We start from the raw sequence: 25942 nt of genomic DNA, 5'->3' as shown, positions 1-25942 counted from the left end.
ATGCTGGCACACCTTCCCATTTTGCAGGTTATCCTGCCGTTGATGGCGGCACCCTCCTGCCTGTTTATCCGCAAGGCCACCCTCGCGTGGCTGTTCACCCTGGCGGTGAGCCTGGCCGCGCTGGTGGTGAGTGTTTTATTGCTGCAGCAGGTGTACCTGTCTGGCCCCATTACCTATGAACTCGGGGGCTGGCATGCACCCTGGGGCATCGAGTATCGCATTGACCTGCTGAATGCTTGGGTGCTGCTGATTGTCACCGCACTCAGCACGGCGGTACTGGCTGCGGCCCGCACCAGCGTGGCACGGGAACTGGAGGCCAACCGGCAAACGGTGTTCTACACCCTGTACCTACTGTGCTTTGCCGGCCTGCTGGGGATTGTGGCAACCGGCGATGCGTTCAATGTGTTCGTCTTCCTCGAGATTTCCTCCCTGTCGACCTATGCATTGATTGCTCTGGGTAGAGACCGGCGCGCGCTCTGGGCTGCCTTCCAGTATTTGATCATGGGCACGATCGGGGCCACGTTTATCCTGATCGGGATCGGTTTCCTGTACATGATGACCGGCACCCTGAACATGGCGGACCTGGCCGAGCGCATTCCACCGCTCAGTGAATCCTCCACGGTACTCGCGGCGTTTGCGTTTATCTTTGTGGGTATCTGCCTGAAGCTCGCGCTGTTTCCGCTGCACCTGTGGCTGCCCAATGCCTACAGCTGCGCGCCCTCTATCGTTACCGCCTTTCTCGCCGCAACAGCCACCAAGGTGGCGCTGTATCTGCTGCTGCGATTTACCTTTACCGTGTTCGGGGTGGACTTTTCCCTGTCGCACTTGCCGCTGGACACCCTGCTGATCGGGCTGGGGCTGGTGGGCGTGTTCGCGGCATCCACGGTCGCCATTTACCAGGCCAACATCAAACGCATGCTGGCATTTTCCAGCGTGGCGCAGATCGGCTACATGGTGGTTGGTATCGGCATCGGCACGGCCACCGCACTGCAGGCCACACTGCTACACCTGTTCAATCATGCCCTGATGAAAGGCGGGCTGTTTCTGGCGCTGGCTGGGCTCGTTTATCAACTGGGCGGCTGCCGCATCGAGCAATTTCGTGGCCTTGGCCGCACCATGCCCTGGACCATGGCGGCGATCGTGGTGGGCGGGCTCAGCCTGATCGGCATGCCGCTGACCGTGGGCTTTGTCAGCAAGTGGTACCTGATTGCCGCGGCGGTCGAGCAGCAGCTGTGGGGGGTAGCCATCCTGGTGGTGCTCGGTTCACTGCTGGCGGTGGCTTATATCTGGAAACTGGTGGAAGCGGCCTATTTCCAGGCTCCCGCAGATGACACGGTGAAGGAGGCCCCGCTGGGTATTCTGTTGCCGGCGTGGCTGCTGATCGCCGCCAATGTCTATTTCGGCATTGATACCCGCCTGCCGGTAGAAGTATCTGCCGCAGCCGCCCAATTCCTGCTTGGAGGCGCTGCGCAATGAGTGAGTCCTTTCTGTTACAACTTACCCTGCTGATCCCTCTGCTGGCACTGGCAGGTATTCAGCTCACCGCCCGCCGGGAAAATGTGCGCGAGGCCGTTTCACTGATTGCCGCCAGCGCATTGTTTGCGGTGGTGACGCAGCTCTACCAGCCCATGCTGGACGGCCACACCATTGCTGTGCACTGGCTGGATATTCTCCCCGGACTGGCGCTGGCGTTTCGCGTTGAACCGCTTGGGCTGCTGTTTGCGCTGGTGGCGAGCTTTCTGTGGATCATCACCACGGTATACGCCATCGGTTATATGCGCGGCCACGGGGAAAAAAACCAGACCCGCTTTTTCAGCCTGTTCGCGGTTTCCATTGGCGCGGTCATGGGGATCGCGTTTGCCGAGAACCTGTTTACGCTGTTTATTTTTTATGAAGTGCTGACGCTCTGTACCTATCCGCTGGTCACCCACGCCGGTACCGACAAGGCGCGTCAGGGCGGACGCACTTACCTGGGCATTTTGCTCGGCACGTCCGTGGGCTTTTTCCTGCTGGCGATCATCGCCACCTGGTTGCTGGCGGGCACCCTGTCGTTCCAGCCCGGCGGCGTCTTCTTGCCGGACACCTCTGCCGCGCTGTTGTCGGTATTGCTGGTGTTTTTTGTATTCGGCGTGGGCAAGGCGGCGATCATGCCGTTCCATCGCTGGCTGCCGGCAGCCATGGTGGCACCGACACCGGTGAGTGCGTTATTGCACGCGGTAGCCGTGGTGAAGGCGGGAGTCTTTGTACTGCTGAAGGTGTGCCTGCTGATATTCGGCTTTGAAACCCTGCGCAGTATTCCCGCCACCAACTGGCTGTTGTACCTGGCAGCGGCCTCTATTCTGCTCGCGTCCATCATTGCCCTGCGCCAGCAGAACCTGAAAAAGCGCCTCGCCTATTCCACCGTCAGCCAGCTCGGCTATATCACCCTGGGTGCGCTGCTCGCCACCAGCGCGGGCATGACCGGCAGTGCACTGCATATCGTGATGCACGCTTTTGGCAAGATCACCCTGTTTTTCTGCGCCGGCGCCATTCTGGTAGCAGCCCACAAAACCGAAATCAATGAAATGCGCGGGCTGGGTCGGCAAATGCCGGTCACCATGACCGCCTTCCTGGTGGCCAGCCTGTGCATCATCGGCATCCCGCCCACGGGGGGCACCTGGAGCAAGTGGTATCTCATGCTGGGCACTTTCGAGGCGGAGCAGTGGGTCCTGATGGGGCTGCTGATGGTCAGCTCACTGTTGAGTATCGCTTACCTGCTGCCGATTCCGCTGCGCGCGTTCTTTACCAACAACAATCCGGGTGCGGTCACCGCCGAAGGCGCTGTCGCCATCAAAGAGGCACCGCTGCCCTCCCTGATTGCCCTCAGCATTACCGCGGCGGGCTGTATTTATTTACTGCTCTTTCCCGATGCGTTCTACCAGCTGATCAAGGCTGGGATCTGATTTTAAAGGTGCCCTAATGCGTGGTGAAAAACAGGCGTTCTTCGACAACCCGGACAACATCCGCACAATGCTGCGGGTGTTCTACGGCATTTGTATCTTGTTATTCGCACTGGACTTTGTGATTCATCGCCACACGGAATTCCGCGCGGAAGGCCTGCCCGGCTTTTACCCGGTTTACGGCTTCGTGGGTTGTGTGGTTCTGGTGTTCGCCGCCAAGTGGATGCGTACCTTTCTGATGCGACCGGAAGACTATTACGACAAACGCGAACTGGCCGACTTCGACAACGCCGACAGTGACGCAGAAGCGACACACGCCCCGGCGCCGGTGAGCGGGGGGCAGGAGCATGTTTGAGATGGCGCCGTTTGTTCCCTTCTTTATTGCCGCCGCACTGGGGCTGTTCCTGCGTGGCTGGGCGCGGGCGCTGCTGTTTATTGCGGTGCCGGTGGTCGGTCTCGCCAATTTATGGCTGCTCGGCACGGGCAGCTTCGGCCACTACGCGATTCTCGATTTCCACCTGCTGCTGTTCAAGGCAGACAAGCTGAGCCTGCTGTTCGGCTACCTGTTCCACATCGCGGCGCTGATCTCGGTCATTTACGCCCTGCATGTGCGCGACACACTGCAACAGGTGGCCAGCATGGCGTATGCGGGCAGCGCACTGGGTGCGGTGTTTGCCGGCGACCTGCTGACCCTGTTTATCTTCTGGGAAATGCTGGCGCTGACGTCGGTATTTCTGGTGTGGGCGCGCCGCAACGGGCGCGCGTACCTGGCGGGGCTGCGCTACTTCACCCTGCATATCCTCTCCGGATTGCTGCTGCTCGGCGGCATCGTTTTTTACGGGCAGACCCACGATTCGCTCGCCTTTGGGCCCATTGGTCTGGACGGCAGCGTCCTCGACAACCCCGCGGGCTGGATGATTTTCCTCGCCTTCGGTATCAAGTGCGCCTTCCCGCTCTTCCACAACTGGCTCACCGACGCCTACCCGGAATCCACCCCCACCGGCACCGTGTTCCTCAGCGCCTTCACCACCAAGGTGGCGATCTACGCGCTGGCGCGCGCCTATCCCGGCACCGAACTGCTGGTGTATATCGGTGCCACCATGGCCTGCTTCCCCATTTTCTATGCGGTGATCGAAAACGACCTGCGCCGGGTGCTGGCCTACAGCCTGATCAACCAGCTGGGCTTTATGGTGGTGGGCATTGGTATCGGCACCTCCCTGGCCATCAACGGCGCGGTGGCCCACGCGTTTAACGATGTGATCTTCAAGGGGCTGCTGTTCATGTCCATGGGCGCCGTGCTGCATGTCACCGGCAAGATCAACGGTTCTGAACTGGGCGGCCTGTACAAGAAGATGCCCAAGACCACGGTGCTGTGCATTATCGGCGCCGCGTCGATTTCCGCCTTCCCGCTGTTCAGTGGCTTTGTCAGCAAGTCCATGGTGATGAGCGCGGCGATCAAGAATGGCCATGACTGGGTGTGGCTGATCCTGCTGTTCGCATCGGCCGGTGTCTTCCACCACGCCGGTATCAAGATCCCCTACTTTGCGTTCTTTGCCCACGACGCCAAGCTCCCCGCGCGCGAGCCACCGGTGAACATGCTTGTCGCCATGACGATTGCCGCGACCCTGTGCCTGACCATCGGTATCTATCCCCAGGCGCTCTACAGCCTGCTGCCCTACGAGATGTCCTACACTCCCTACGATGTCACCCACGTGCTGACACAACTGCAACTGCTGTTCTTCTCGGCACTGGCGTTCGTGTGGCTGAACCTGCGCCACCTGTATCCGCCGGAGCTGCCGTCGGTCAACCTGGATGCAGAATGGATCTATCGCCGGCTGGTACCCGACGCCATGCGCGCCCTGTTTGACCGGCTGTTTGCCCTGGACCAGCGCCTGCGCGGCGCCGCGGTCGGCGGTGTCGAACGTATGATCGAAGGGGTGGCCAGCCACCACCGCGCCGACGGCATCATGGCCCGCAACTGGCTCACCGGCAGTATGGTGGCCGGCGTGGTGCTGCTGCTCGGCGTGTATCTGATACTGGGCTGGCTGTAAATCCGCCAGCGGAGCGAGCATCGCCGGCAGACACAGGAAGAGGCTGACCGGCGAGCCAGCATTCGCGCGGGATGCAATCTCTCCGCTGTGGGCATACAATCCGCTTCTTATATCAGTTGCAATTGATACCTTGGGCTGCCGCCAGGCGTGCGGGGCCCGGATGCCCGAATCAGGACCCTTGATGTTCGACGAGATACCCCGCCAGCGCCCGTCAACGCCGCTGCTCGACCAGATCGACGACCCGGCCCAACTGCGCACGCTGCCGGAAAAACAGTTGCCCGAGCTGGCCAGCGAGCTGCGCGAATACCTGCTCTACTGCGTGGGCCAGACTGGCGGCCATTTTGGCGCCGGACTCGGCGTGGTGGAGCTGACCATCGCCCTGCATTACATCTACAACACCCCGGAAGACCGGCTGGTGTGGGATGTGGGCCACCAGACCTACCCGCATAAAATTCTTACCGGCCGCCGCGAGCAGATGCTCTCCATTCGCCAGCAGGGCGGCCTGTCGGGCTTCCCCAAGCGCAGCGAGAGCCCCTACGACACCTTTGGTGTGGGTCACTCCAGCACCTCCATCAGTGCAGCGCTGGGCATGGCCCTGGGCTCGCCGGACGAGCGCAAGGTGGTGGCGGTGATCGGCGATGGTGCCATGACCGCCGGTATGGCGTTCGAGGCCCTGAATCATGCGGCACACACCGGCAGAGACATGCTGGTGGTGCTGAACGACAACCGCATGTCCATCTCCAAGAACGTGGGCGGCCTCGCCACCTACTTCGCGCGTATTCTCGCCAGCAAAACCTACCTGAACATGCGCGAGGGCAGCCGCAAGATCCTGTCCGCCATTCCCAAGGCCTGGCAGCTGGCGCGCCGTACCGAAGAACACGTCAAAGGCATGATTACCCCCGGCACGCTGTTTGAAGAGCTGGGGTTCAACTACGTGGGCCCGCTCGATGGCCACAATATGCAGGATCTGGTGCATACCCTGCGCAACCTGCGCAACCAGCGCGGCCCCCAGCTGCTGCACATCGTCACCACCAAGGGCAAGGGCTTTGGCCCGGCGGAAGAAGACCCGGTGGGTTACCACGCGCTCAACAAACTCGAGCCGGAGCCCAAGGTGCAGGTGGCCGTTGCCGAGACAAAGAAAAAAGGCCCGAAGTACCAGGATATTTTTGGCCAGTGGCTGTGCGATACAGCCGAGCAGGATGACAAGCTCGTGGGCATCACCCCGGCCATGTGTGAAGGCTCCGGTATGGTCGAGTTCGCCGAGCGCTTTCCGGAGCGTTACCACGATGTGGCCATTGCCGAGCAACACGCGGTTACCCTCGCAGCCGGCCTCGCCTGTGAAGACCAGAAGCCGGTAGTGGCCATTTACTCCACCTTCCTGCAGCGTGGATACGACCAACTGGTGCACGACGTGGCCATCCAAAACCTGGATGTGACCTTCGCCATCGACCGCGCTGGCCTGGTTGGCGAAGACGGCCCCACCCACGCGGGCAGCTTCGACCTGACGTTTATGCGCTGCCTGCCGAACCTCGTCATCGCCGCGCCTGCTGACGAGAACGAATGCCGCCAGCTGCTGTACACCGCATACCAGCACCAGGGCCCATCCGCAGTGCGCTACCCACGCGGCACTGGCCCGGGTGTCGCAATCGAAAAAGAAATGACCGCGTTGCCGGTGGGCAAAGGCCGCGTGATTCAGGAAGGCAAGGACATTGCCATTCTGAGCTTCGGCACCTTGCTGGCCCCGGCGCGTGAAGCGGCAGAAAAACTCGGGGCAACCCTGGTGGACATGCGCTGGGTGAAACCGCTGGACGAAGCACTGATTGACCGCCTGGCCGATAGCCACGAGTTGCTGGTAACGCTCGAAGAAAACACCGTTGCCGGCGGCGCGGGCAGCGCAGTTTCAGAATACCTGAACCAACGCATTGTTCCGGTGCCCCTGCTGCAACTGGGCTTGCCCGACAAAATCATCGAACACGGCAAGCACCCCAAACTGCTCGCCGAAATCGGCCTTGATGCCCAAGGTATCGAACAACAAATCCGCGAACGCCAGTCGCAAATGCACCAGTCCCAATCAAACGGGCAGGCCGCGGTAATATAACGCTTACGAAGCCGAAAACTCGAACTTAAGGCCGGGTTCCAGGGGCGGGTTTTCAGGATCGTCGCAAACAGGATGTTTGCGCCGAAGCGCCCAGGGATGGGTTTACAGCGGTCCTGAAAACCCGCCCCTGGTGCTCGGCCGCCACTGTACTTCGGGCAGAGCGCCTTAGACGGACTCCGAAAGAACTACAGTGGCGCCGGGTCACTGGGTAAAGCTTTTCGGAACCGGGCTAGGCGCCCCCCTGTGGATACATCCCTGTACGCTGCGTCGGCGACGTCCCTGTCGCCGACGCTTCCGAAAAGCTTTACCCAGCGCCCCATCTTAAATTCACACTCTCGCACTTCGTTATATTCAAGCTTTTAGAAACTATAAAACAGAGACAGGAAGTACGATGTCCTTTTCCCTTTCCGTAAAAAAAATCCTGAACTCAAAGCGTCTCAGCTTCTCCGCAGCCATTATGGCCACCAGCCTGAATGTGCAGGCGATGGACCATAAAGCCTTCGACAAGGCCATGGACGCATTACCCCAAAAAGAGGCCAGTGAAAAACTACAGGCACTGCAAGACCTGCGGTACCGCTGGATTATGGAAAGCTATCCAGAGTCCGCCACCTATCGCGGCTACCCCGGCGGCGAACAGGACTGGACCGATCAATCCATCAAAGCTATCGAGCGCCGCAAAGGGCAGACCCGCGATCTGCTCGTCGCCAGCCGCCACCTCAATAAAGACAAACTCAACGACGCGGAAAAGCTCGACTACCAACTGCTCTACCAAGACCTGCTACTGCAAGTGCGCGGCTACCAGTTTCCCGAGCACCTGCTGCCGGTCAACCACATGAGCGGCATCCAGCGCAGTGTGCCGGGCGTCTTGAATGCCATGCCCAAGCGCACCGCCGCAGACTATGAAGATATTCTCGCGCGTCTCGACAAACTGCCGGGACTGATCGAGCAGACCCGTATTCTTATGGAAATGGGGCTGGCGCAAGAGCTGACGCCACCACAGATTACCCTGCGCGACCTCCCCGGACAGATCCGCGCACTGATCCCGGCAGATCCCAAGCAGAGCCCGTTGCTCAAAGCATTCTATGAAATGCCCGCAAGTATTCCCGCAGCACAGCAGAATCGCCTGCGCACGCGCGCGCAGAATATCTACCAGAGAACCCTGATTCCCAACTGGCAGCGCTTTGCGGAATACGTTGAGCGTGAATACATTCCCAAGGCCAACACTGAAATTGCCTTCACCAAAAATGCGGACGGCATTCGCTGGTACGCCTACAAAGTGCGGGAAGAAACCACCACCGACCTGAGCCCGGAAGAAATTCACCGCATCGGCCTCGAAGAAGTGCGCCGTATTCGCGGCGAGATGGATCGCATCATCCAGAAAACTGGCTTCGATGGCGACTTCAAGGCGTTTACCGAATTCCTGCGCAACGACCCGCAGTTTTACTACGACAACAAAGAAGACCTGCTGAAGGACTACCGGGATATTGCCAAGCGCATCGATGGCGAGCTGCCCGCGCTGTTCGGCACCCTGCCGCGGCTGCCCTACGGCGTGAAGCCGATCCCAGGCTACTCGGAAAAATCGCAGACCACCGCCTACTATCAGCCCGGCTCCATGGAAGCGGGCCGCGCCGGGGTATTTTTTGCCAATACCTACAACCTGAAAAGCCGCCCCAAATGGGAAATGGAAGCACTGACGGTGCACGAAGCCATGCCGGGGCACCACCTGCAGATTGCCCTCGCCCAGGAACAGGGGGATATCCACCCGCTGCGTCGCAACAAGTTCTATACCGGGTTTGTGGAGGGCTGGGGGCTGTATTCCGAAAGCCTCGGGTATGACCTCGGTCTGTACACCGATCCCTACAATGAATTCGGTGCGCTCACCTACGATATGTGGCGCGCGGTGCGGCTGGTGGTGGATACCGGCATGCACCAGCTGGGCTGGAGCCGGGACGAGGCCATCCAGTACTTTGTCAATAACAGCGCAAAGCCGGAACACGACATCGTAGTGGAAATCGATCGCTATCTGGTGTGGCCGGGCCAGGCGCTGGCCTACAAGGTAGGCCAGTTGAAGATCAAGGAAATCCGCGCGCGCGCGGAGCAAGCACTGGGGAACAATTTTGACATTCGCCAGTTCCACGACGCGTTACTGGGCGCCGGGGCGCTGCCGCTGAATGTGCTGGAAAGCCGGATGAATGACTGGATCGAATCCCAGGGTGGTCAAATCAGCCTTACCCCACCGGTACCCGATACCGCAGGCCAGGCAGCGCCCAATTAATTTCGCTCATTTAAAAAAGGCCCGCTGACGAAACGCCAGCGGGCCTTTTTTCTTTGGCAGGATCAGAGTATCCCTACACTTCTCTTCCCTACTCTTCCCCACTTTTGCGTGCGCGCGCGTGGCTCTGCACCGAGCGGTACATCTGCCCCAGCGCTTTGTCGTCCGCCCGCGACTCCGCCAGCGTGCGCGTATTGCGGCGCACCTCCCGCTCCAGCTTGCGCCAGTTGCGCAGGCGACGCTCATCCAGGGTGTCCGATTCGATGGCAGCCTGCACCGCACAGCCCGGTTCCGACTCGTGAGCGCAGTCGGCAAACCGGCACTTGGCGGCCAGCGCACTGATATCCGCAAAGGTCGCCGCAAGGCCATCCTGTACATCGGCGAGCCGCAGTTCGCGCATACCCGGACTGTCCAGCAGCAGGCCACCGTCGGGAATGGCATAGAGCGCGCGGTGCCGGGTGGTGTGCCGGCCCTTGCTGTCATCCTCACGTATGCCACCGGTGGCGGCCAGCTCGGCGCCGGCGAGGCTGTTCAGCAAAGTGGACTTACCCACACCGGATGAACCCAGCAGCGCCAGGGTTTCGCCGCTGCGGCAGTATTCGCGCAGCGGCGCCACACTCTCCGCGTCGAGCGCATTCACCAGTACCACTGGCAGGTCGCGATGGCCCTTGAGGGCAGTGCGGTAGGAATCGTGGTTCTGGTCCAGATCGGCTTTGGTGAGTACCAGGCAGGCGCGACAGCCAGCCTCCTTCACCAGCGCCAGATAGCGCTCCACCCGCGACAGGTTGAAGTCGTGGTTGCAGGAAGAAACGATCAGCACGTTATCCACATTCGCCGCAATCAACTGCGCCTGTCGGGCGCCCGGCGCCATGCGCTTGAACAGGCTACTGCGCTCCAGGCGGCGCAGCGGCTTGCGGGATGCACGCTCCAGCAACAGCCAGTCGCCCACCGTGGGCCGCTCGCTGGCATCGTCAAACAGCGGGCCATGAACCAACACCACCTCATCGCCAGCCTCGCCCGTCACCTCGATCTGGCTGCGATGCACCGCCATGACCTTGACCGGCACGCAGTCGTTCAGCTCGTCCAGACTCAGCTGCTGCTGGAAAAACGGCTTCCAGCCGAGCTTGCGCAAGGGCGACTCCGCCGCCGCAGGCTTTTCCTGGCCACTGCTAGAAACACCGCGTCGGAATACCGGGCGGCGTGAAATCAGGGATTTACTCAATGTCCTAAACCCTCAAAAGTACCTGGCACAATTTTGTGACTGTCAGGCACAGGTCATTCTAGCCTCATATCCAGAGGCACTCTGGACAGGGGCACGATTGGATGGGGTTTCCAATTTAGGTAGGAAAACCCGACAAAAGGGAACTTGCCGGGCAGGTGGCTGACTAGGTTACGGTCAGTCGCGGCTGGCCCGGCGGGAGTTGGATACACTCATCAACAAGCCTCCGCTGGTGGAATTTCGCGCAATTTAGCAGGGCCGCCGCCCCTGCGCAATAGGTTAGAAAAACGGTCGAGCTAGGTAGTGCCCGGCGTTACAGGATGTAGCGCTCGCGGTCGCAGGCTGGCGCGAGCGATCGAAACCCCAGCAGAGCTACGCCTCTGCGCCCATGTTTTCGATTGCGTCGGAGAGACAAGTGACATGGATGTCATTTCTTTCGACGACACATAAAAAACAAAAGCCGGCAAAAATGCCGGCCTCTATATCGGATTACTGACGGTACATCACCTTTCTCGACCACCAGCATTCAGATAAATTTGAGTATAGACGCTGTGGGTGATACCGCACTCCATGGGTACCTGATTTGCTCTTCCTGAGCGCTGTGCGGGATCAGCATCTTGCTCACGTATAGGTTGGCGTTTTAACGTTGCCTTCCCGTGACGCTTTCGTGAAAGGTTTGTGACAGTGAAAACCTCTCGCAGTCAGCGCTTTCCCCTCCATCGTTCTCTTTACGAACGCTCAGAGCCATCCTCATCGTCGAACAGATGCCCCAGCTTGCCCTTTTTGGTAGAGAGGTAATTGGTGTTGTGCGGATTGCGACCGCTCTGGTGTGGCAGGCGTTCAGTCACCTCCACTCCCAGGTCCTGCAACGCCTTCACCTTGCGCGGGTTGTTGGTCATCAGGCGAATGGACTTGATGCCCAAATGATCAATCATCGGCTTCAGGATCGAGTAATCCCGCATGTCGGCTCCGAAGCCCAGGCGCTCATTGGCCTCCACGGTATCCGCACCACAATCCTGCAGTTTATAGGCCCGGATCTTGTTCAACAGGCCGATGCCACGGCCTTCCTGGCGCAGGTAAAACACCGCACCGCGACCTTCGGTGGCAATCCGGTGCAGGGCGTGCTGCAGCTGCGCGCCGCAATCACAGCGCAATGAAAACAAGGCATCGCCAGTCAAACACTCGGAGTGGATGCGAGCCAGCACGGGCGCATCTGTATCCAGATCCCCCATGCTCAGCACGACATGCTCCTTCCCGGTTTCCACTTCCTCGAAACCGTGCATCTCAAACATGCCCCAGGATGTGGGCAGCTTGGAAGATTCCACATAGCGAATGGTCAAACTGATACCTCGTATTCGATCAATTGCGTGCGCGCAGCAGTAACAGACCATCCTGCTGCTGCATATCCACACGGCTCAAAAAACTGTTCCCCAGCAGGGTCACCTGGGGAAAATCGGCCCCCAGTACGGTCGCATCCACATTACGTATGGTGATGCCGCCGATGGTGACACTGGCCAACTGTATCTTGTAGGCACGCTCTACGCCGCTGGCGGTGGACACGGTAATCGTCCGTGCACCGGACAAATCCAGTCCCAGACTTTTTGCCATCGGGTAGTTAAACGCGATACTCGTTGCCCCGGTGTCCACCATCACCGGAACCCGGCGGCCATTGATCCAGGCGGTGGTGTTGTAGTGGCCGCGGCTGTCCGGGCTCAAATGCACCTCCGGCCGGTCCACCTGGGCGTAGTTGGCAGCGACGGGAGCGGCCAGGGTGAGCTTCTGCTCGCGACCGCCAATCACCACCACGGCGTGGTCGCTGGTTGCGGACACGAGCTTTACCCCCTCCGGGGAAGCACTGCCCGCCTTCAGCAACCGCTGTTTACCTCCAATCTCGAACATGGCACTGGTGCCAAATATCGCCTGTAACCTTACATCCTGTGTGTGTCCAATCACTGGCATTGCCAGCGATACATTCAGCGAAACAACAAACGGTACTATCTTGCGCAGCTTCATGGGCATCCTGCCTCATCGTTATGGTCATAGTGAGTAAACCAAATAAGCCGTGCCCTGCAACACCAGCGCGGCGTAGATTCCTGCCAGTATATCGTCGAGCATGATGCCTAGGCCACCATGAAGCCGACGGTCTGCCCAGCCGATGGGCTGGGGTTTGGCGATATCGAAGATACGGAACAGCACAAAACCGTACAGGGCCCACAGCCAGCCAGCGGGAGCCAGGAACATGGTCAGCCAGTAGCCGACAAACTCATCCCACACGATCCCTCCGTGATCGTGCACCCCTAGAGCTTTAGAGGCGGCGCCGCACAGGTAACACCCCAGGGCAAATGCCACCACAAGTACTCCCATATAAGCCGCCGGCGAAAGGAACTGCAGGCCGTACCACAAGGGAATCGCCGCCAGAGTACCGAAGGTACCGGGGGCCTTCTTCGCCAGCCCGGACCCGAATCCAAAGGCCAGGAGCAGCACCGGGCTGCGCAGTAGCTGGGCAAAAGTCGGGGTAACGGTGTGTGCGTTAGTCATGGATGTTCGATTCCTGCCCGTCAAAAATGCTGGTAGCCGGTACCCCGGGGCTGCCAGGGCTTGCCGTGCCACTGACAGCGAATACCGGGCTCTTCGCTCAGGTGGCCAATGGGCGTAATGGGTAGCTGCAGTGCCTGAACCGCGTCACGATGCCGTGCTGGCACGGTAAAACACAGCTGGTAGTCGTCGCCGCCGGTCAGTGCGGTTTCCACCGCCGCGTCTGCCTGCAGGCTGTGGGCCAGCACGGCCACTGGGAGCTGATCCAGGTTCAATTCTGCGCCCAGCTGGCTAGCATCACAGATATGCCCGAGATCAGCCAGCAATCCATCGGATATATCCAGTGCGGCGCTGGCGTAGCCTTCAACAGCCCGGGCCACGGCAAACTGCGGCTCGGGCGCATAGTAGGCGGTCTCGGCCTGCTGCTGCTGTCGAGGGCTCACAGTCACCTCACCCAGCACTACAGGCAGTGCCGCGGCAGCCGCCCCCAGCTGGTTGGAGACGTAGATGATATCCCCGGCGCTGGCGCCATCCCGCCGCAGGGGGCGCGCACAGGCACCGGTGACCTGAATGGTGATGGACAGCGGCCCTTTGGTGGTGTCGCCACCCACCAGGGTGATGCCAAATTCGTGCGCAGTTTCTGCCAGGCCGCGGGCAAAGGGCTCCAGCCAGGCGGGATCGCTGTGCGGCAGGGTAAGCGCAAGGGTGAACCACAGGGGTTCGGCGTTCATGGCGGCGAGGTCGGAGAGGTTGACCCGCAGGGCACGGCTGGCAATACGATAAGGGTCGCCGCCTGCGGGGAAGTGCACATCGGCTACCAGGGTGTCGACGCTGGTGGCGAGCCGTTTGCCGGCGGGGGGCAGCAGCAGGGCGCAGTCGTCGCCGATACCCAGCTCTACCCCATTGTCGGCAGTGCCCGACCGGGAACCGGTCTGAAAGCGGGAGGTGAAGTACTCCCGAATCAGTTCAAATTCGCCGGGGCCGGGCATGGGCAATTCAGCCTTTGTCGGCCTTTACTTCGACGCTGCGCTCTTTGGCGGCAACTTTGTCGAGGATACCGTTGATAAATTTGAAGGCATCGGTGGGGCCAAATTTCTTGGCGAGGGCGACGGCTTCATTGATGACGACCTTGTAGGGCACATCGACGCGATTTTTCATCTCGAAGGTGGACATGCGCAACAGGGCACGGGACACCGGGTCGAGTTCTTCGACGTTGCGGTCGAGGTACTGGCTGTAGGTCTCTTCGATCTCGTCGAGGTTTTTCGCCACGCCGTGGAGCAGCTCGCGAAAGTAGGCCACGTCGGTTTTGCTCATGTCGTTGTCGGCATGAAACTCGGCTTCGATGGCGTTGAGGTTGGAGCCTGCCATTTGCCACTGGTACAGGGCCTGCATGGCGTAGTGGCGTGCCTTGCGGCGGGCGGATGCGGTTACGGTCATTTCAGTGTTTTCTCGGTTCAGATTTTGCCGATCAGGGAGACCATTTCAAGGGCGGTTTCGGCGGCTTCACAGCCTTTGTTGCCGGCTTTGGTGCCGGAGCGTTCGATGGCCTGTTCGATGGAGTCTACGGTGAGGACGCCGAAGGTCACAGGGATGCCGGTGTTCATGGAGACCTGGGCGAGACCTTTGGTGCATTCGCCGGCGACGTATTCGAAGTGTGGGGTGCCACCGCGGATGACAGCGCCGAGGGCAATCACTGCGTCGAACTTTTTGGTTTCGGCAATTTTCTGCGCGGCGAGCGGGAATTCGAAAGCGCCCGGTGCGTAGTAAATGGTGATGTCTTCGTCTTTGATGCCTTTGCGGCGCAGGGTGTCCAGCGCGCCATCTTTCAGGCTTTCTACAACGAAGCTATTCCAGCGGCTTACCAGCAGCGCGTACTTACCGGTGCTGCCTACGAAATCGCCTTCGATGACTTTGATATTGCTCATGACGTTTTCCATTTTTTGCTAATTCACTGCGGGACCCGTTTAGCACTTCGAGCCCTGGAGCAGTGGCGGTGGAGCACCGGGGATCAGTTTTCAGGACCGCTGTAGACCCATCCCTGGGCGCTGCGGCGCAAACTTCCTGTTTGCGACGCTCCTGAAAAAAAATACCCAGCACCCCGCCTTCGATTTGTACATTGGTGGTGTTACCCACCGCTACATTCTTCTCAGTTTTGTAGGGTGGATAAGCGTAAGCGCATCCACCATTTGAACTTGTCGACATTTACCGGTGGATGCGCTGCGCTTATCCACCCTACGCCAACAAATTAGTCGATTTCTTTGGCGTTCAGGTATTCCTCTACCTCCAGGTCGAAACCGGAAATGGCACTGAAGCGGAATGGCGCGCTCATCAAACGCATCTTGCGCACTTTCAGATCGCGCAAAATCTGCGAGCCGGTGCCCACCTGTTTGTACACCAGATCCTGGCTTGGGCGCTGCTGCTTGCCGCTGATCAGCCAGTCGATGCTCTCTTCGATTTCATCGGTGGTTTCGTTGTGACAGATCACCACCACCACGCCTTTGCCCTCTTCCGCGACTTTTTTCAGCGCGTTGCGGAAGGTCCAGGGTTCGTATTTTTCGTCGCCACGGCGCAGTGAAAAGACGTCGCGCAGGGTGCTGGCGACGTGGACGCGCACGAGAGTGGGCTCTTCCGGCTGGAAGTCGCCGAGGCTGAACGCGAAATGGCGTTCGCGGCGGGCCTTGTCGAGGTAGGTGCGCAGTTTGAATTCGCCGAATTCGGTCTGCACGTTGCGCTGGTTGACGCACTCGACGGTTTTCTCATTCAGCGCACGGTAGTTGATCAGGTCAGCGATGGTCCCGATCTTGAGGTTGTGCTGCTGGGCAAACTTTTCCAGGTCCGGGCGGCGGGCCATGGTGCCGTCTTCGTTCATGATTTCGACGATGGCGGCGGCGGGCTCGAAGCCGGCGAGGCGCGCGAGGTCGCAACCGGCTTCGGTATGGCCGGCACGGCTCAGTACGCCACCGGGCTGGGCCTTGATCGGGAAGATATGACCGGGCTGGACTATGTCAGAAGGCTTGGCGTTGCGGGCGACGGCGGCGCGAATGGTGCGTGCGCGGTCGGCGGCGGAGATGCCGGTAGTGACGCCTTCAGCGGCTTCGATGGAGACGGTGAAGTTGGTGCTGAACTGGGCGCCGTTGTCGCGAGACATCAGCGGCAGGTCGAGCTGATCGCAACGATCGCCGGTGAGGGTCAGGCAGATGAGGCCGCGGGCGTGGGTGGCCATGAAGTTTATATCTTCCGGACGCACCTGTTCGGCGGCGATGACGAGGTCACCTTCGTTCTCGCGATCTTCGTCGTCCATCAGGATAACCATTTTGCCCTGACGGATATCGTCGATCAGTTCTTCAACGCTATTCAGTTCCATAACTCTCTCAAATCGTATTTGGCAAACTTTTGGGCTTGTTCGCTCGCAAGCAAGCTCCTACAGGGTGCTCGCAGGGTGGATAAGCGTTAAGCGCATCCACCGATGCGGTTCGGCACCCGGCTAATTGGTGGATGCGCTGCGCTTATCCACCCTACGTTCTGTTTGTGCTAAGCCTTGTAAAACCCGTGCTGCGCCAAAAATTCCATGGTCAGCCCTTCACTTTTGGGCTCGGCGGCGGCATCTCCCAAGAGTAGCCGCTCCAGGTAGCGCGCTATCAGGTCTACTTCGAGGTTCACCCTGGTGCCAGCCCGGTAACCGCCGATCACAGTTTCGGCGATGGTATGGGGCACGATGGTGAGCTCGAATTCGGCGCCGTCGACCGCATTCACCGTGAGGCTGGTGCCGTCGACGGTGATGGAGCCTTTGTGGGCAATGTACTTGGCCAGTTCGTCCGGGGCGCGCAGGCGGAATTGCTCGGCGCGGGCGGTGGGCTTGCGCCATACCACTTCGCCGATGCCATCCACATGTCCGCTGACCATGTGCCCGCCGAGGCGGGTCTGCGGGGTCAGTGCCTTTTCCAGGTTGACCTTGTCGCCCAGTTTCCAGTCTTTCAGTGTCGCCACAGCGAGCGTCTCCGCCGAGACGTCGGCCCAGTAGCCGTCGCCGGGCAGGTCCACCACGGTAAGACAGACGCCGTTGGTGGCGATGCTGTCGCCGAGTTTGACGTCAGACAGGTCCAGCTTACCGGTGTTCACCCGCAGGCGCAGATCGCCGCCTTTGGGCTGCAACGCGGTAATCTCACCAACGGCTTCAATAATTCCAGTAAACAATCCGGGCACTCCTAAAAATTGTCTTTTCACGCGAGGGCGTCGTCAGCTCTGTGCTCGGATCCTCATGTATTTATATACACTCCGGTCCTGTGCGCGGGGCTTCCTAGCCCTCGCGCGAAAATCCTGCTTTTTAGAAGCACCCTCGCGCTTACCGCTCAATATCGGTTGTTGCGGTAATACGCCAGTCGTGACCAACTGCGCGCATATCGGTAATGGTGATGGGCAGCATGGAGCCCATGCGCTCAATCGGCAGCTCGAACAGCGGGCGCGCGCTGGAGCCGAGAATCTTGGGCGCCATGTAGACAATGAGCTCATCCACGTGGCCCTGGTACATAAACGCGCCGGTGAGTGTTGCTCCGCTCTCCACCAGCACTTCATTGCACTCGCGGCGGGCGAGCTCTTGCAGCAGTGCGCCCAGGTGCACGCGGCCGTCCTTGTCTGCGGGCAGCACCAGCACCTCGGCGCCGGTCTTTTCCAGCCGGGCGCGGCGCTCATCGTCCGCCGCCGCGGTTGTGACCACCAATGTGGGGGCGTCTCCCTGCAATATAAAGGCCTTGGCGGGAGTGCGCAGGGTGCTGTCAACGATCACCCGCAGGGGCTGTTTTTCTGCCGCGGCCGCGGCTTCCGCTTCCGGCAGCGCCATTTCATCCGGGCGCACGTTCATATTCGGGTTGTCGTGGCGCACGCTGTCGACGCCGGTGACAATCGCGCAACTACGCGCGCGCAACGCCTGTACATCCGCACGGGCGGCCGGGCCGGTGACCCACTTGGATTCGCCGCTGGCCATGGCGGTGCGGCCATCGATACTCATGGCGGACTTGGTCCGCACCAGGGGCAGCCCCAGGGTCATGCGCTTGATAAAGCCCGGGTTCAGCGCCCGGCAGGATTCTTCCAGCAATGGGCCTTCCACTTCAATGCCCGCATCGCGCAGTTTCTGTAACCCTTTGCCGCTGACGCTGGGGTTGGGGTCTTCCATGCCATAAACGACTTTGGCGACACCAGCGGCAATCAGCGCGTCGGCGCAGGGGCCGGTCTTGCCGCTGTGACTGCAGGGTTCGAGTGTGACGTAGGCAATCTGCCCGCTGGCCGCCTGCCCTGCGTCTTGCAACGCTTCGATTTCCGCGTGCCCGAGGCCTGCGCGCTTGTGCCAGCCTTCACCGACGATCGTGCCGTCGGCGTCGGCTATCACGCAGCCGACCCGGGGGTTGGGCATGGTGGTGTAGAGACCGCGTTCGGCGAGCTGGATAGCGCGGGCCATCAGTTCCCGTGGGGTGAAGGCCATTACTTCGCCTCCTCCTTGTTCCCTTTCGTCGCTTTCGGTGTATTCAGGCGCTCGATCTCGTCACTGAAGTCGCTGACGTCTTCAAAGCGGCGGTAGACGGAGGCGAAGCGCACGAAGGCGACCTGATCCAGCTCGCGCAGTTGCTCCATGACCAGCTCCCCGATATGCATGGCGGGCAGTTCGCGCTCACCGGTGGCCTGCAGGGCGTGCTTGATTTGAGCGACGGCAGCTTCTACCCGCTCGGTGCTGACCGGGCGCTTTTCGACGGCGCGCTGGATGCCGGCGCGCAGCTTGTCTTCGTTGAAGGGTTCGCGCTGGCCGTTCTGCTTCACGACTCGTGGCAGCACCAGTTCGGCGGTCTCGAAGGTGGTGAAACGCTCGTGGCATTGCAGGCACTCACGCCGGCGGCGCACCTGGTCGCCATCGGCCACCAGGCGGGAATCTACGACTTTGGTTTCGTCTGCGCTGCAGAAGGGACAGTGCATGGGGAGAGGGCCCTCGAAAAAGTGGGCGGCAGTTTACCACAAGGCGGGATTTTAGGCTTCTCTGGGTGTTTTCTGGCTCGTGGGACCAGTGGTGGACTGTCGTGGCGTAAGGTGTGGGTACCGGTGAGGCGCCAGGTAGTGGCGCAGGCCAAAGGAGAGGGCTGTTCAAAATCGCTGCGAGTACATCCATGTACGCTCCGGCGCCGCCATCCATGGCGACGACGGTTTTGAAAAGCCCTCCCCGGCAGCCTTGCTTCCCATCGGAGCACTCGACTTCGTAGCTAGGGAGCCCTGTAGTCAGCTCTAAACGATCAAATATCTTCCCGCTCGATAATCCGCTGCCACAGTTTGTGACGCAGGGCGAGTACCCGGGATTTGGTGGCGGCGGGAATCCAGGTGCGCTCCAGCTCCTGTGGACGCGGGTACACCGCGGGATTGCTGAGCAACTCGGGGTCCACCAGGTCCTGCGCCGCCATATTGGCGTTGGCGTACTGGGTTTCGTTGCTGATGTTGGCGATGACGCTGGGCTGCATCAGGTAGTTCAGGAACTGATAGGCGGCGTCGACGTTCTGCGCATTGCTCGGCATGGAGACCACATCGATCCAAAGGGGAAAGCCCTCTTTGGGCATCACGTAACGAATGTCGAACGACTGGCCCGCTTCCTTGGCCATCTGCTGGGCGACCAGTACATCACCGCTCCAGGCGTGAGCGATGCAGCGTTTGCCGTTGGCCAGGTCTTCGACATATTCGCCCGAGTCAAAGTCGGTAACGTGCAGGCGCACCTTGGACAGTAGATTCGCCACCATGTACTGGTGGGCAACGCTCATGGAGTTGGGGTCTTTGCCCAGGTACTTGAGCGCAACATCGAAAATTTCTTCCGGAGAGCGCATCAGGGTCGCGTTGCAGTGGTCGAGCTTGCCCAGGTTTTCCGGGTCAAACAGCAGGTCCCAGCTATCTTCCGGCAGATACCCACCAAAGGCTTTCTCCACCGCCTGCACGTTGTAGCCGATGCCGACGGTACCCCACAGGTAGGGGATGGCGTACTCGTTGGCCGGGTCAAACAGGGCCAGGCGCTGCATAAAAGCGGGATCATTCTGCGACCAGTTATCGATACGGTCGCGGTCAAGCTTTTGCAGGTGGCCGGCAGCGATGTACTTGGGGATATTGTCAGAACCGGGGACGATGATGTCGAAGCGACGACCTTGCTGCAGCCAGACCTCTTCCAGCTCCTCAATATCGTCAAATTCAAAATAATGCACTTTGATACCGGTGGCGGCTTCAAAGTCGGCGATGGTGTCTTCGGCGATAGATTCAGACCAGTTTGCGAAGTGTAACTCGCGGGCCTGTGCATGGAGGACCAGCCCGAAGACTGCGGTCAAAATGACCAACACATGAGATAGTGAACGCATTATCTACTCTCGATCTGCAGCCTGGCTGCACGGTGGGTTCTGCGCTTTCGCAGGGCAATCCCGCCCGGACTAAAGCATCGACTCCTGAAACCGCTTGGACTCGAAAGTGCCGGTTCGCTGACGCAAACCATCGATGAGCAACGCATCCTTGGTGCTGAAGAAAACCGGAAGCCGGCTTCTAGTCCGAATAGAACTAACGGGACCAGAACCTTTTTTCGATTTTCGAGGGCGCGTATTAAATCAGAATCCAGGCTCAATTTCACAGCCCGGGGGCATTTTTGTGAACGCGTGGTACTGGAATACCAGCGGTTCGAAGATCCCCGGCGCCCTCCTCGGGCGCCGGGCCAGCCAGGCAGAATCAGCCCTGACGGATTTCTTGCGCTGCGCGCTCGGCGGTGCTGATAGCGCCGTCGATGTAACCGAACGCCTCCAGCGCGGTGTGCTCGCCACAGAAGTGGATGTTGCCTTCCTGCAGGCCAGCAGCGCCCCACCAGTCGGTGTAGTCGCCGAACGTCTGGGTCGAGTAGGAGCCCTTGGACCACGGGTTGGCGGACCACTTGGACAGCATCGCCGTACCGGTGAACGCATTGCTGGTACCCGGGAATACGTTGTCGACAATGCCGAAGAAATGGTTCAGGTCCTTCTGCGAGGGCGCAGCAAACGGCTGATCGTTACCGATCTGCTTGCCGTAATCACCACCGAAGAAATTCACCAGAATGCCATCGGTGCCGCCGGTTACCGAGGTGGAATCCCAGGTGTCGAACAGCTCCGGGCGGCCCACATAGGTCACGCCATTCGGGGTGAACAGCTCCCCATTCACCACCTGCGGCTGCGTCCAAGGGCGAGTGGCGCAATGCATGGCCAGCTTGCCGTTGGAACCGAATGCCATACGCTCAATGGCCATACGCTTTTGCGGGCGGAAACCATTGTAGATACGCGAATCGATCTCTACGTCTTTCAGGGTAGAGAACGGCAGGGCCAGCACGAGACGGTCACAGGTGTATTCGTAGCCGTCTTCGAAGACCAGGTTGTACGGGCCGTTGAGATTGCCCTGAATGGCAACCAGCTTGCGCGCGGTCTCAATGGTGCCCTCTGGCAGCTCTTCGACCATGCGGGTGACCAGCTGATCATTACCACCGGCAATCCGGAAGCGCTCGTCGGTACCCGCCAGCGGCAGTGCGGTGTTGATCGGGTTCCAGGCCAGCAGGTAAATCAGGTTCAGCGCGGTGGTCTCCTCCGGCTGAATGCCGTATTCGGCCACGATGTCCGCCTGGAACACCTGTCCCATGTTGGAGTTCGCACCGATACCGACGTAATCCAGCCAGCTATTCACATCGATGTGATCCAGCTCGCGGTGCATCGCATTGTTGCTTTCGTAGGTCGGCACCCAGGGAGCGTCCTGCTGTGCGCGCTTGAAGATCTGGTACACGTCGCGCCACTCGGCGTTCAGCTGGTGCTCGGTGTAGTGCTGGCCATTGACGTAGTAGAGCTCGTTGCCACCGGGCACCGCGTTACCGTTCACATCTTCCACATCCAGGCCCAGGTTGCTGGCCAGGTTACGGGTATAGGTGTGCTCGGTAGAGATCAGCTCGCCGCCACGCTCTACCGGGCGACCGAAAATACTGCGGTTGGTGCTGACACGGCCGCCCAGACGGGTGTTGCCTTCAAATACCTTGCTCGCAATGCCGTACTGCTGCAGTCGGTGTGCACAACGCACGCCGGCGACACCACCACCGATGACCGCCACACGCCCGGCGGCCGAGCTGGGATCTGCTTTCGCGGGGCCAGAAAAGGTACTGGTGGCACCAGCAGTACCCAGCGCCGCGGCGCCAAGACCCAGCTGCTTCAGGAACTGACGACGGCCTTCTTCGGAGGCATTCGCACCGACGTGGCGCGTACCTTCATTGATAATGTCGAGGCTTTCATCGGATGAGATACCCGTCTTTTCGGACAGCTCCTGAGCGGCCCCAAGGCGTCGCATCAGGCTCGAAAGCGGGGAGAGGGATTTACGGCTACGCATGTTGTTCTCCTACAGCCAAGTGGTGTTCCGACCCAGATACCGCAGGGCCGTGGATTTGTTTTGTTGTTGTCCACGGTTCGCTCATTGCACTACGCGGGCAAAAAGCGGGCGCGCGCAGTTCGAAATAGATGACAACCGCATTATTCACATTTGCTATATGAGCGCGTAATTCTACATACCACCTCACATAAAATCGAATAAAAATTCAATTAACCGCGGCAGGAGGAAATTTTGATCTAGTGACCAACAGGGCAAAGGAGCGAACGCACTACATCACATGCATTAATGGCAGGAGAGGCAGGGATATTTGATAGGTCTGTCCGTGTCAGGCAGGCACAAAAAAAGCGACTCCGGGGAGTCGCTTTTGCGCTCAAATACTAGCCGCGGCATCGTCGCCGCGACCCATTATTTGTACACGGGGAACTTGGCGCAGATTTCGAGTACCTTCGCCTTCACCTCGGCGATGGTCGCGTCTGCGTTGCCTTTCTCGAGGGCGTCCAGCACATCGCAGATCCAGTGGGTGAGCTGGCGGGTCTCCTCCACACCGAAGCCGCGGGTGGTGATTGCCGGGGTGCCCACACGCAGGCCGCTGGTGATGAACGGAGAGCGCGGATCGTTGGGTACCGCGTTCTTGTTCACAGTGATGTTGGCGTTGCCCAGGGCTTCGTCCGCATCCTTACCGGTGTACTCCTTGCCGATCAGGTCCACCAGCATCAGGTGGTCGTCGGTACCGCCGGACACGATATTGATGCCGCGATCGAGGAAGGTCTCCGCCATGGCGCGGGCGTTTTCCACCACTTTCTTCTGGTAGGCCTTGTATTCCGGGGTCATGGCCTCCTTGAAGGATACCGCTTTGGCCGCGATCACGTGCATCAGCGGGCCGCCCTGACCGCCGGGGAATACGGCGCTGTTCAGTTTTTTCTCGATCTCTTCATTGGCCTTGGCAATGATGATACCGCCACGGGGACCGCGCAGGGTTTTGTGGGTGGTAGAGGTCACCACATCGGCGTGAGGGACCGGAGAGGGGTATTCACCCGCAGCCACCAGACCGGCCACATGCGCCATATCCACCAACAGGTAGGCGCCCACCTTGTCGGCGATGGTGCGGAACTTGGCCCAGTCCATGATACGGCTGTAGGCGGAGAAGCCGGCCACGATCATCTTCGGCTTGTGCTCCAAAGCCAGGCGCTCTACTTCGTCATAATCCACTTCGCCGGTTTCCGGGTTCAGACCGTACTGCACCGCGTTGTAGGTCTTACCGGAGAAGTTCACCTTGGCGCCGTGGGTCAGGTGGCCGCCGTGGGCCAGGCTCATGCCCAGCACGGTGTCACCGGGAGCACACAGGGCCTGGTACACCGCGGCATTGGCCTGGGAGCCGGAGTGAGGCTGGACGTTGGCGTAGTCGGCACCGAACAGCTTTTTGGCGCGCTCGATGGCCAGCACCTCCACCTTGTCGACGTGCTCGCAGCCACCGTAGTAGCGCTTGCCCGGGTAGCCCTCAGCGTACTTGTTGGTCATGCTGGAGCCCTGGGCTTCCATCACCATCGGGCTGGTGTAGTTTTCCGAGGCAATCAGCTCGATGTGCTCTTCCTGGCGGCGGTCTTCGTCCTGAATGGCGGACCAGACATCGGGATCGTAGGAGGCTAAGGTGACGGATTTATCAAACATGGTATTCCCTCGGATGATAAGGCGCGAATCGCGCAAGCATAATCTCGACAAGGGCAAATCCCGACCCAAATATGACCGGCCCGCCCCAGAAAGCGGCGCATTGTACACCAAGGGGAACCCGGCGGTGCAAAGGGTGCATGTGAAACTATTTCAAGCAGATAGACGACGCGCTTCAAGTTCCCGTCACGCGATTTCGACCGTTCGCTGAACCATCCCACCTCCGACCGAGCGGCTGAAGTTTCTCGGCAGGGACTCGGCGAATATCGTGCCGGCACAAACGGCGCCAGCAACCGGACCGCACTTGACCCAGATCAACCGGCGTTTTCTCGTTCCGTTAACAATGCCAAGACTGGCACCCGAGCTAAGACCGGATTAAGACATGGAGGAATAACATGCACAGCATCTACCGTCAGCTTTGCTGCGACCACAAACATATGCAGCGACTTCTCGAGGTGTTTGAGGGTTTGCTGGAGCAATTGACCAAACAGGAACGCGACCCCGCGACGCTGGGAATGATTCTGGAGGCGCTGGATTACTTTTCCGTGTACCCGGATCAGTGGCACCACCCGATCGAGGACCTGGTGTTTGAGCACTTGCTGGGCAAGCCCGTCGATGTGCGCGATGTGATCAACAAGACCCTCAAGGAACACCACGCGATTGCGGCCGCCACCCGCAAAATGAGCAAACTGTTTAACGCCGTGGCCAACGATGCCGCCGTGGAACGAGAGGCGCTGTTCGGCGCCGCACGGGAATATATCGATTTACAGCGCCGCCACCTGCAACGGGAAAACGAAATCCTGCTCCCGCTGGTCGCCGACCTGCTGACTATTGATGAGTGGAATGCCATCCAGGATCGCCTGCGCGAACAGCAGAGCGTGCACTTCAACGCCGGCGTGAAGCGACTGTACGATGCAATGTATGAGACGCTGGCGGAAGAAACAGCCGCATAGAAGACACTGCCGCATAAGCGGCGGTGTAGAGGTCAGTTTTCGTAACTGCAGTGGGTGCCGGCGAGTTCGCTCAGAGCGATGAAATCCAGAATGGTCACTGAGCGCCCCTGCACCTGGATCAGCCCCTGCTTCTGAAAGCGGGAAATGAGTCGGCTGACGGTTTCTGCAGTCAACCCCAGGTAATTGGCAATATCCATGCGCGGCATGGACAACACAAATTCGCTCGCGGAATAGCCACGGCGGGAGTACCGGCTGGAGATATTCACCAGCAGGGCCGCGAGCCGACTGTCCGCCGAGCGCTTGCCCAGTAACAGCAGGGCTTCGTTCTCCTGCTTCAGTTCTTCGGAAAAAATGCTGTAAATCTGCTTTTGTAGCGCCGGCACCTGCTGGGCAAGCGCCTCCAGCTGGGTGAAGGGCAATACGCACACACTGCTGTCTTCCAGTGCTTCCGCAAATCCGGGATGTGAACCGCCGCTATAAGCGTCCAGACCCAGCAACTCCCCGGGCAACGCAAAATGCGTGACCTGGGTATCGCCGTCCGCACCAATCACCGCCGACTTGAAACTGCCCGAACGAATCGCGTACAGGCTGGCAAAGGGGTCACCGGCACGAAACAGGGTTTCGCCGGCCCTGACCACCCGCTTCTTGCGCGTCACCTGCTCCAGGCGGGCGATGTCATCATCGCTCAGGCCAACGGGCAGGCACAGCCGGCGCACGGAGCAACTACCGCAACTGACCGCTGTCGAATTCTGTTTCATCGAAGTACCGTTTTCGCCGCACGGCGTACATATCTGGTTTGCTATTGCGGAATTGTATCGAT

General features: G+C 59.9%; 22 protein-coding genes. 7 read left to right on the top strand and 15 right to left on the bottom strand.

The window, feature by feature from the left end:
• From JF535_RS05145 to JF535_RS05120, 6 genes are all read left to right on the top strand, one after another.
• A complete protein-coding gene (locus tag JF535_RS05145; protein ID WP_206999824.1) occupies positions 1 to 1476 on the top strand; it encodes a monovalent cation/H+ antiporter subunit D family protein in 1476 nt (491 codons plus the stop codon).
• Positions 1473 to 2942 carry a proton-conducting transporter transmembrane domain-containing protein gene (locus tag JF535_RS05140; protein WP_206999821.1) on the top strand — a complete coding sequence of 490 codons (1470 nt, stop codon included), beginning with the start codon at positions 1473 to 1475 and terminating at the stop codon, positions 2940 to 2942. The genes JF535_RS05145 and JF535_RS05140 overlap by 4 nt, the downstream gene beginning before the upstream one ends.
• 16 nt (positions 2943 to 2958) lie before the next feature.
• Positions 2959 to 3294 (top strand): hypothetical protein, encoded by a 336-nt coding sequence (locus tag JF535_RS05135; RefSeq protein ID WP_206999811.1) that lies wholly within the window; start codon positions 2959 to 2961, stop codon positions 3292 to 3294.
• A 1-nt stretch (position 3295) separates the two neighbouring features.
• Complete coding sequence (locus JF535_RS05130) at positions 3296 to 4990, top strand: Na(+)/H(+) antiporter subunit D (protein ID WP_242523594.1); 1695 nt, start codon at positions 3296 to 3298, stop codon at positions 4988 to 4990.
• 181 nt (positions 4991 to 5171) lie between these two features.
• Positions 5172 to 7088 carry a 1-deoxy-D-xylulose-5-phosphate synthase gene (gene dxs, locus JF535_RS05125; RefSeq protein ID WP_206999807.1) on the top strand — a complete coding sequence of 639 codons (1917 nt, stop codon included), beginning with the start codon at positions 5172 to 5174 and terminating at the stop codon, positions 7086 to 7088.
• 391 nt (positions 7089 to 7479) lie between these two features.
• Positions 7480 to 9363, top strand: a complete 1884-nt coding sequence (locus JF535_RS05120; protein WP_242523593.1) for a DUF885 domain-containing protein — start codon at positions 7480 to 7482, stop codon at positions 9361 to 9363.
• Between the two features lie 88 nt (positions 9364 to 9451).
• Here JF535_RS05120 and rsgA read toward each other — a convergent pair whose 3' ends face one another.
• The 14 genes from rsgA to glyA form a co-directional block, all read right to left on the bottom strand.
• A complete protein-coding gene (rsgA, locus tag JF535_RS05115; RefSeq protein WP_206999805.1) occupies positions 9452 to 10582 on the bottom strand; it encodes a ribosome small subunit-dependent GTPase A in 1131 nt (376 codons plus the stop codon).
• 725 nt (positions 10583 to 11307) lie between these two features.
• Entirely contained in the window at positions 11308 to 11919 is a 612-nt protein-coding gene (gene ribA, locus JF535_RS05110) for a GTP cyclohydrolase II (protein WP_206999796.1), read from the bottom strand.
• Positions 11920 to 11938: 19 nt separating this feature from the next.
• Positions 11939 to 12592, bottom strand: coding sequence for a retropepsin-like aspartic protease family protein (locus tag JF535_RS05105; protein WP_242523592.1), 654 nt, complete (start codon positions 12590 to 12592; stop codon positions 11939 to 11941).
• Positions 12593 to 12616: 24 nt separating this feature from the next.
• Positions 12617 to 13117 carry a phosphatidylglycerophosphatase A family protein gene (locus JF535_RS05100; protein ID WP_206999794.1) on the bottom strand — a complete coding sequence of 167 codons (501 nt, stop codon included), beginning with the start codon at positions 13115 to 13117 and terminating at the stop codon, positions 12617 to 12619.
• A 20-nt stretch (positions 13118 to 13137) separates the two neighbouring features.
• On the bottom strand, positions 13138 to 14103 hold the full coding sequence (gene thiL / locus JF535_RS05095) for a thiamine-phosphate kinase (protein WP_206999785.1): 966 nt from the start codon (positions 14101 to 14103) through the stop codon (positions 13138 to 13140).
• 7 nt (positions 14104 to 14110) lie between these two features.
• Positions 14111 to 14551, bottom strand: coding sequence for a transcription antitermination factor NusB (nusB, locus tag JF535_RS05090; protein WP_206999783.1), 441 nt, complete (start codon positions 14549 to 14551; stop codon positions 14111 to 14113).
• Positions 14552 to 14568: 17 nt separating this feature from the next.
• Positions 14569 to 15039: a 6,7-dimethyl-8-ribityllumazine synthase gene (gene ribH / locus JF535_RS05085; protein ID WP_066961403.1), complete on the bottom strand. Its 471-nt coding sequence runs from the start codon at positions 15037 to 15039 to the stop codon at positions 14569 to 14571.
• Between the two features lie 320 nt (positions 15040 to 15359).
• Positions 15360 to 16478: a bifunctional 3,4-dihydroxy-2-butanone-4-phosphate synthase/GTP cyclohydrolase II gene (gene ribBA / locus JF535_RS05080; RefSeq protein WP_206999781.1), complete on the bottom strand. Its 1119-nt coding sequence runs from the start codon at positions 16476 to 16478 to the stop codon at positions 15360 to 15362.
• Positions 16479 to 16645: 167 nt separating this feature from the next.
• Positions 16646 to 17308 (bottom strand): riboflavin synthase, encoded by a 663-nt coding sequence (locus JF535_RS05075; protein WP_206999779.1) that lies wholly within the window; start codon positions 17306 to 17308, stop codon positions 16646 to 16648.
• 148 nt (positions 17309 to 17456) lie between these two features.
• Complete coding sequence (gene ribD / locus JF535_RS05070) at positions 17457 to 18590, bottom strand: bifunctional diaminohydroxyphosphoribosylaminopyrimidine deaminase/5-amino-6-(5-phosphoribosylamino)uracil reductase RibD (RefSeq protein WP_206999776.1); 1134 nt, start codon at positions 18588 to 18590, stop codon at positions 17457 to 17459.
• Positions 18590 to 19075: a transcriptional regulator NrdR gene (gene nrdR, locus JF535_RS05065; RefSeq protein WP_066961392.1), complete on the bottom strand. Its 486-nt coding sequence runs from the start codon at positions 19073 to 19075 to the stop codon at positions 18590 to 18592. The genes ribD and nrdR overlap by 1 nt, the downstream gene beginning before the upstream one ends.
• Positions 19076 to 19386: 311 nt before the next feature.
• Positions 19387 to 20484 carry an extracellular solute-binding protein gene (locus JF535_RS05060; RefSeq protein ID WP_206999773.1) on the bottom strand — a complete coding sequence of 366 codons (1098 nt, stop codon included), beginning with the start codon at positions 20482 to 20484 and terminating at the stop codon, positions 19387 to 19389.
• Between the two features lie 358 nt (positions 20485 to 20842).
• A complete protein-coding gene (locus tag JF535_RS05055; RefSeq protein WP_206999771.1) occupies positions 20843 to 22504 on the bottom strand; it encodes a flavin monoamine oxidase family protein in 1662 nt (553 codons plus the stop codon).
• A 405-nt stretch (positions 22505 to 22909) separates the two neighbouring features.
• A complete protein-coding gene (gene glyA, locus JF535_RS05050) occupies positions 22910 to 24172 on the bottom strand; it encodes a serine hydroxymethyltransferase (RefSeq protein ID WP_206999768.1) in 1263 nt (420 codons plus the stop codon).
• A 392-nt stretch (positions 24173 to 24564) separates the two neighbouring features.
• Here glyA and JF535_RS05045 point away from each other — a divergent pair, with 392 nt between their 5' ends.
• Positions 24565 to 25122 carry a hemerythrin domain-containing protein gene (locus JF535_RS05045; protein WP_206999766.1) on the top strand — a complete coding sequence of 186 codons (558 nt, stop codon included), beginning with the start codon at positions 24565 to 24567 and terminating at the stop codon, positions 25120 to 25122.
• 32 nt (positions 25123 to 25154) lie between these two features.
• On the opposite strand, the gene fnr is transcribed toward JF535_RS05045, so the two are convergent.
• Positions 25155 to 25880, bottom strand: coding sequence for a fumarate/nitrate reduction transcriptional regulator Fnr (gene fnr / locus JF535_RS05040; protein ID WP_206999759.1), 726 nt, complete (start codon positions 25878 to 25880; stop codon positions 25155 to 25157).
• Positions 25881 to 25942 lie beyond the last annotated feature (62 nt).

Source organism: Microbulbifer salipaludis (assembly GCF_017303155.1).
GTDB lineage: Bacteria > Pseudomonadota > Gammaproteobacteria > Pseudomonadales > Cellvibrionaceae > Microbulbifer > Microbulbifer salipaludis.
The sequence above is the reverse complement of the archived record's forward strand: the minus strand, read 5'-3'. Positions and strand labels throughout refer to the sequence as shown.

Excerpts from the sequence above, each read along its gene's own strand:
- JF535_RS05145 (WP_206999824.1), top strand. The coding sequence starts at position 1 with ATGCTGGCACACCTTCCCATTTTGCAGGTTATCCTGCCGTTGATGGCG.
- JF535_RS05140 (WP_206999821.1), top strand. The coding sequence starts at position 1,473 with ATGAGTGAGTCCTTTCTGTTACAACTTACCCTGCTGATCCCTCTGCTG.
- JF535_RS05135 (WP_206999811.1), top strand. The coding sequence starts at position 2,959 with ATGCGTGGTGAAAAACAGGCGTTCTTCGACAACCCGGACAACATCCGC.
- JF535_RS05130 (WP_242523594.1), top strand. The coding sequence starts at position 3,296 with ATGGCGCCGTTTGTTCCCTTCTTTATTGCCGCCGCACTGGGGCTGTTC.
- dxs (WP_206999807.1), top strand. The coding sequence starts at position 5,172 with ATGTTCGACGAGATACCCCGCCAGCGCCCGTCAACGCCGCTGCTCGAC.
- JF535_RS05120 (WP_242523593.1), top strand. The coding sequence starts at position 7,480 with ATGTCCTTTTCCCTTTCCGTAAAAAAAATCCTGAACTCAAAGCGTCTC.
- JF535_RS05105 (WP_242523592.1), bottom strand. The coding sequence starts at position 12,592 with ATGAAGCTGCGCAAGATAGTACCGTTTGTTGTTTCGCTGAATGTATCG.
- JF535_RS05100 (WP_206999794.1), bottom strand. The coding sequence starts at position 13,117 with ATGACTAACGCACACACCGTTACCCCGACTTTTGCCCAGCTACTGCGC.
- thiL (WP_206999785.1), bottom strand. The coding sequence starts at position 14,103 with ATGCCCGGCCCCGGCGAATTTGAACTGATTCGGGAGTACTTCACCTCC.
- nusB (WP_206999783.1), bottom strand. The coding sequence starts at position 14,551 with ATGACCGTAACCGCATCCGCCCGCCGCAAGGCACGCCACTACGCCATG.
- ribH (WP_066961403.1), bottom strand. The coding sequence starts at position 15,039 with ATGAGCAATATCAAAGTCATCGAAGGCGATTTCGTAGGCAGCACCGGT.
- ribBA (WP_206999781.1), bottom strand. The coding sequence starts at position 16,478 with ATGGAACTGAATAGCGTTGAAGAACTGATCGACGATATCCGTCAGGGC.
- ribD (WP_206999776.1), bottom strand. The coding sequence starts at position 18,590 with ATGGCCTTCACCCCACGGGAACTGATGGCCCGCGCTATCCAGCTCGCC.
- nrdR (WP_066961392.1), bottom strand. The coding sequence starts at position 19,075 with ATGCACTGTCCCTTCTGCAGCGCAGACGAAACCAAAGTCGTAGATTCC.
- JF535_RS05060 (WP_206999773.1), bottom strand. The coding sequence starts at position 20,484 with ATGCGTTCACTATCTCATGTGTTGGTCATTTTGACCGCAGTCTTCGGG.
- JF535_RS05055 (WP_206999771.1), bottom strand. The coding sequence starts at position 22,504 with ATGCGTAGCCGTAAATCCCTCTCCCCGCTTTCGAGCCTGATGCGACGC.
- glyA (WP_206999768.1), bottom strand. The coding sequence starts at position 24,172 with ATGTTTGATAAATCCGTCACCTTAGCCTCCTACGATCCCGATGTCTGG.
- JF535_RS05045 (WP_206999766.1), top strand. The coding sequence starts at position 24,565 with ATGCACAGCATCTACCGTCAGCTTTGCTGCGACCACAAACATATGCAG.
- fnr (WP_206999759.1), bottom strand. The coding sequence starts at position 25,880 with ATGAAACAGAATTCGACAGCGGTCAGTTGCGGTAGTTGCTCCGTGCGC.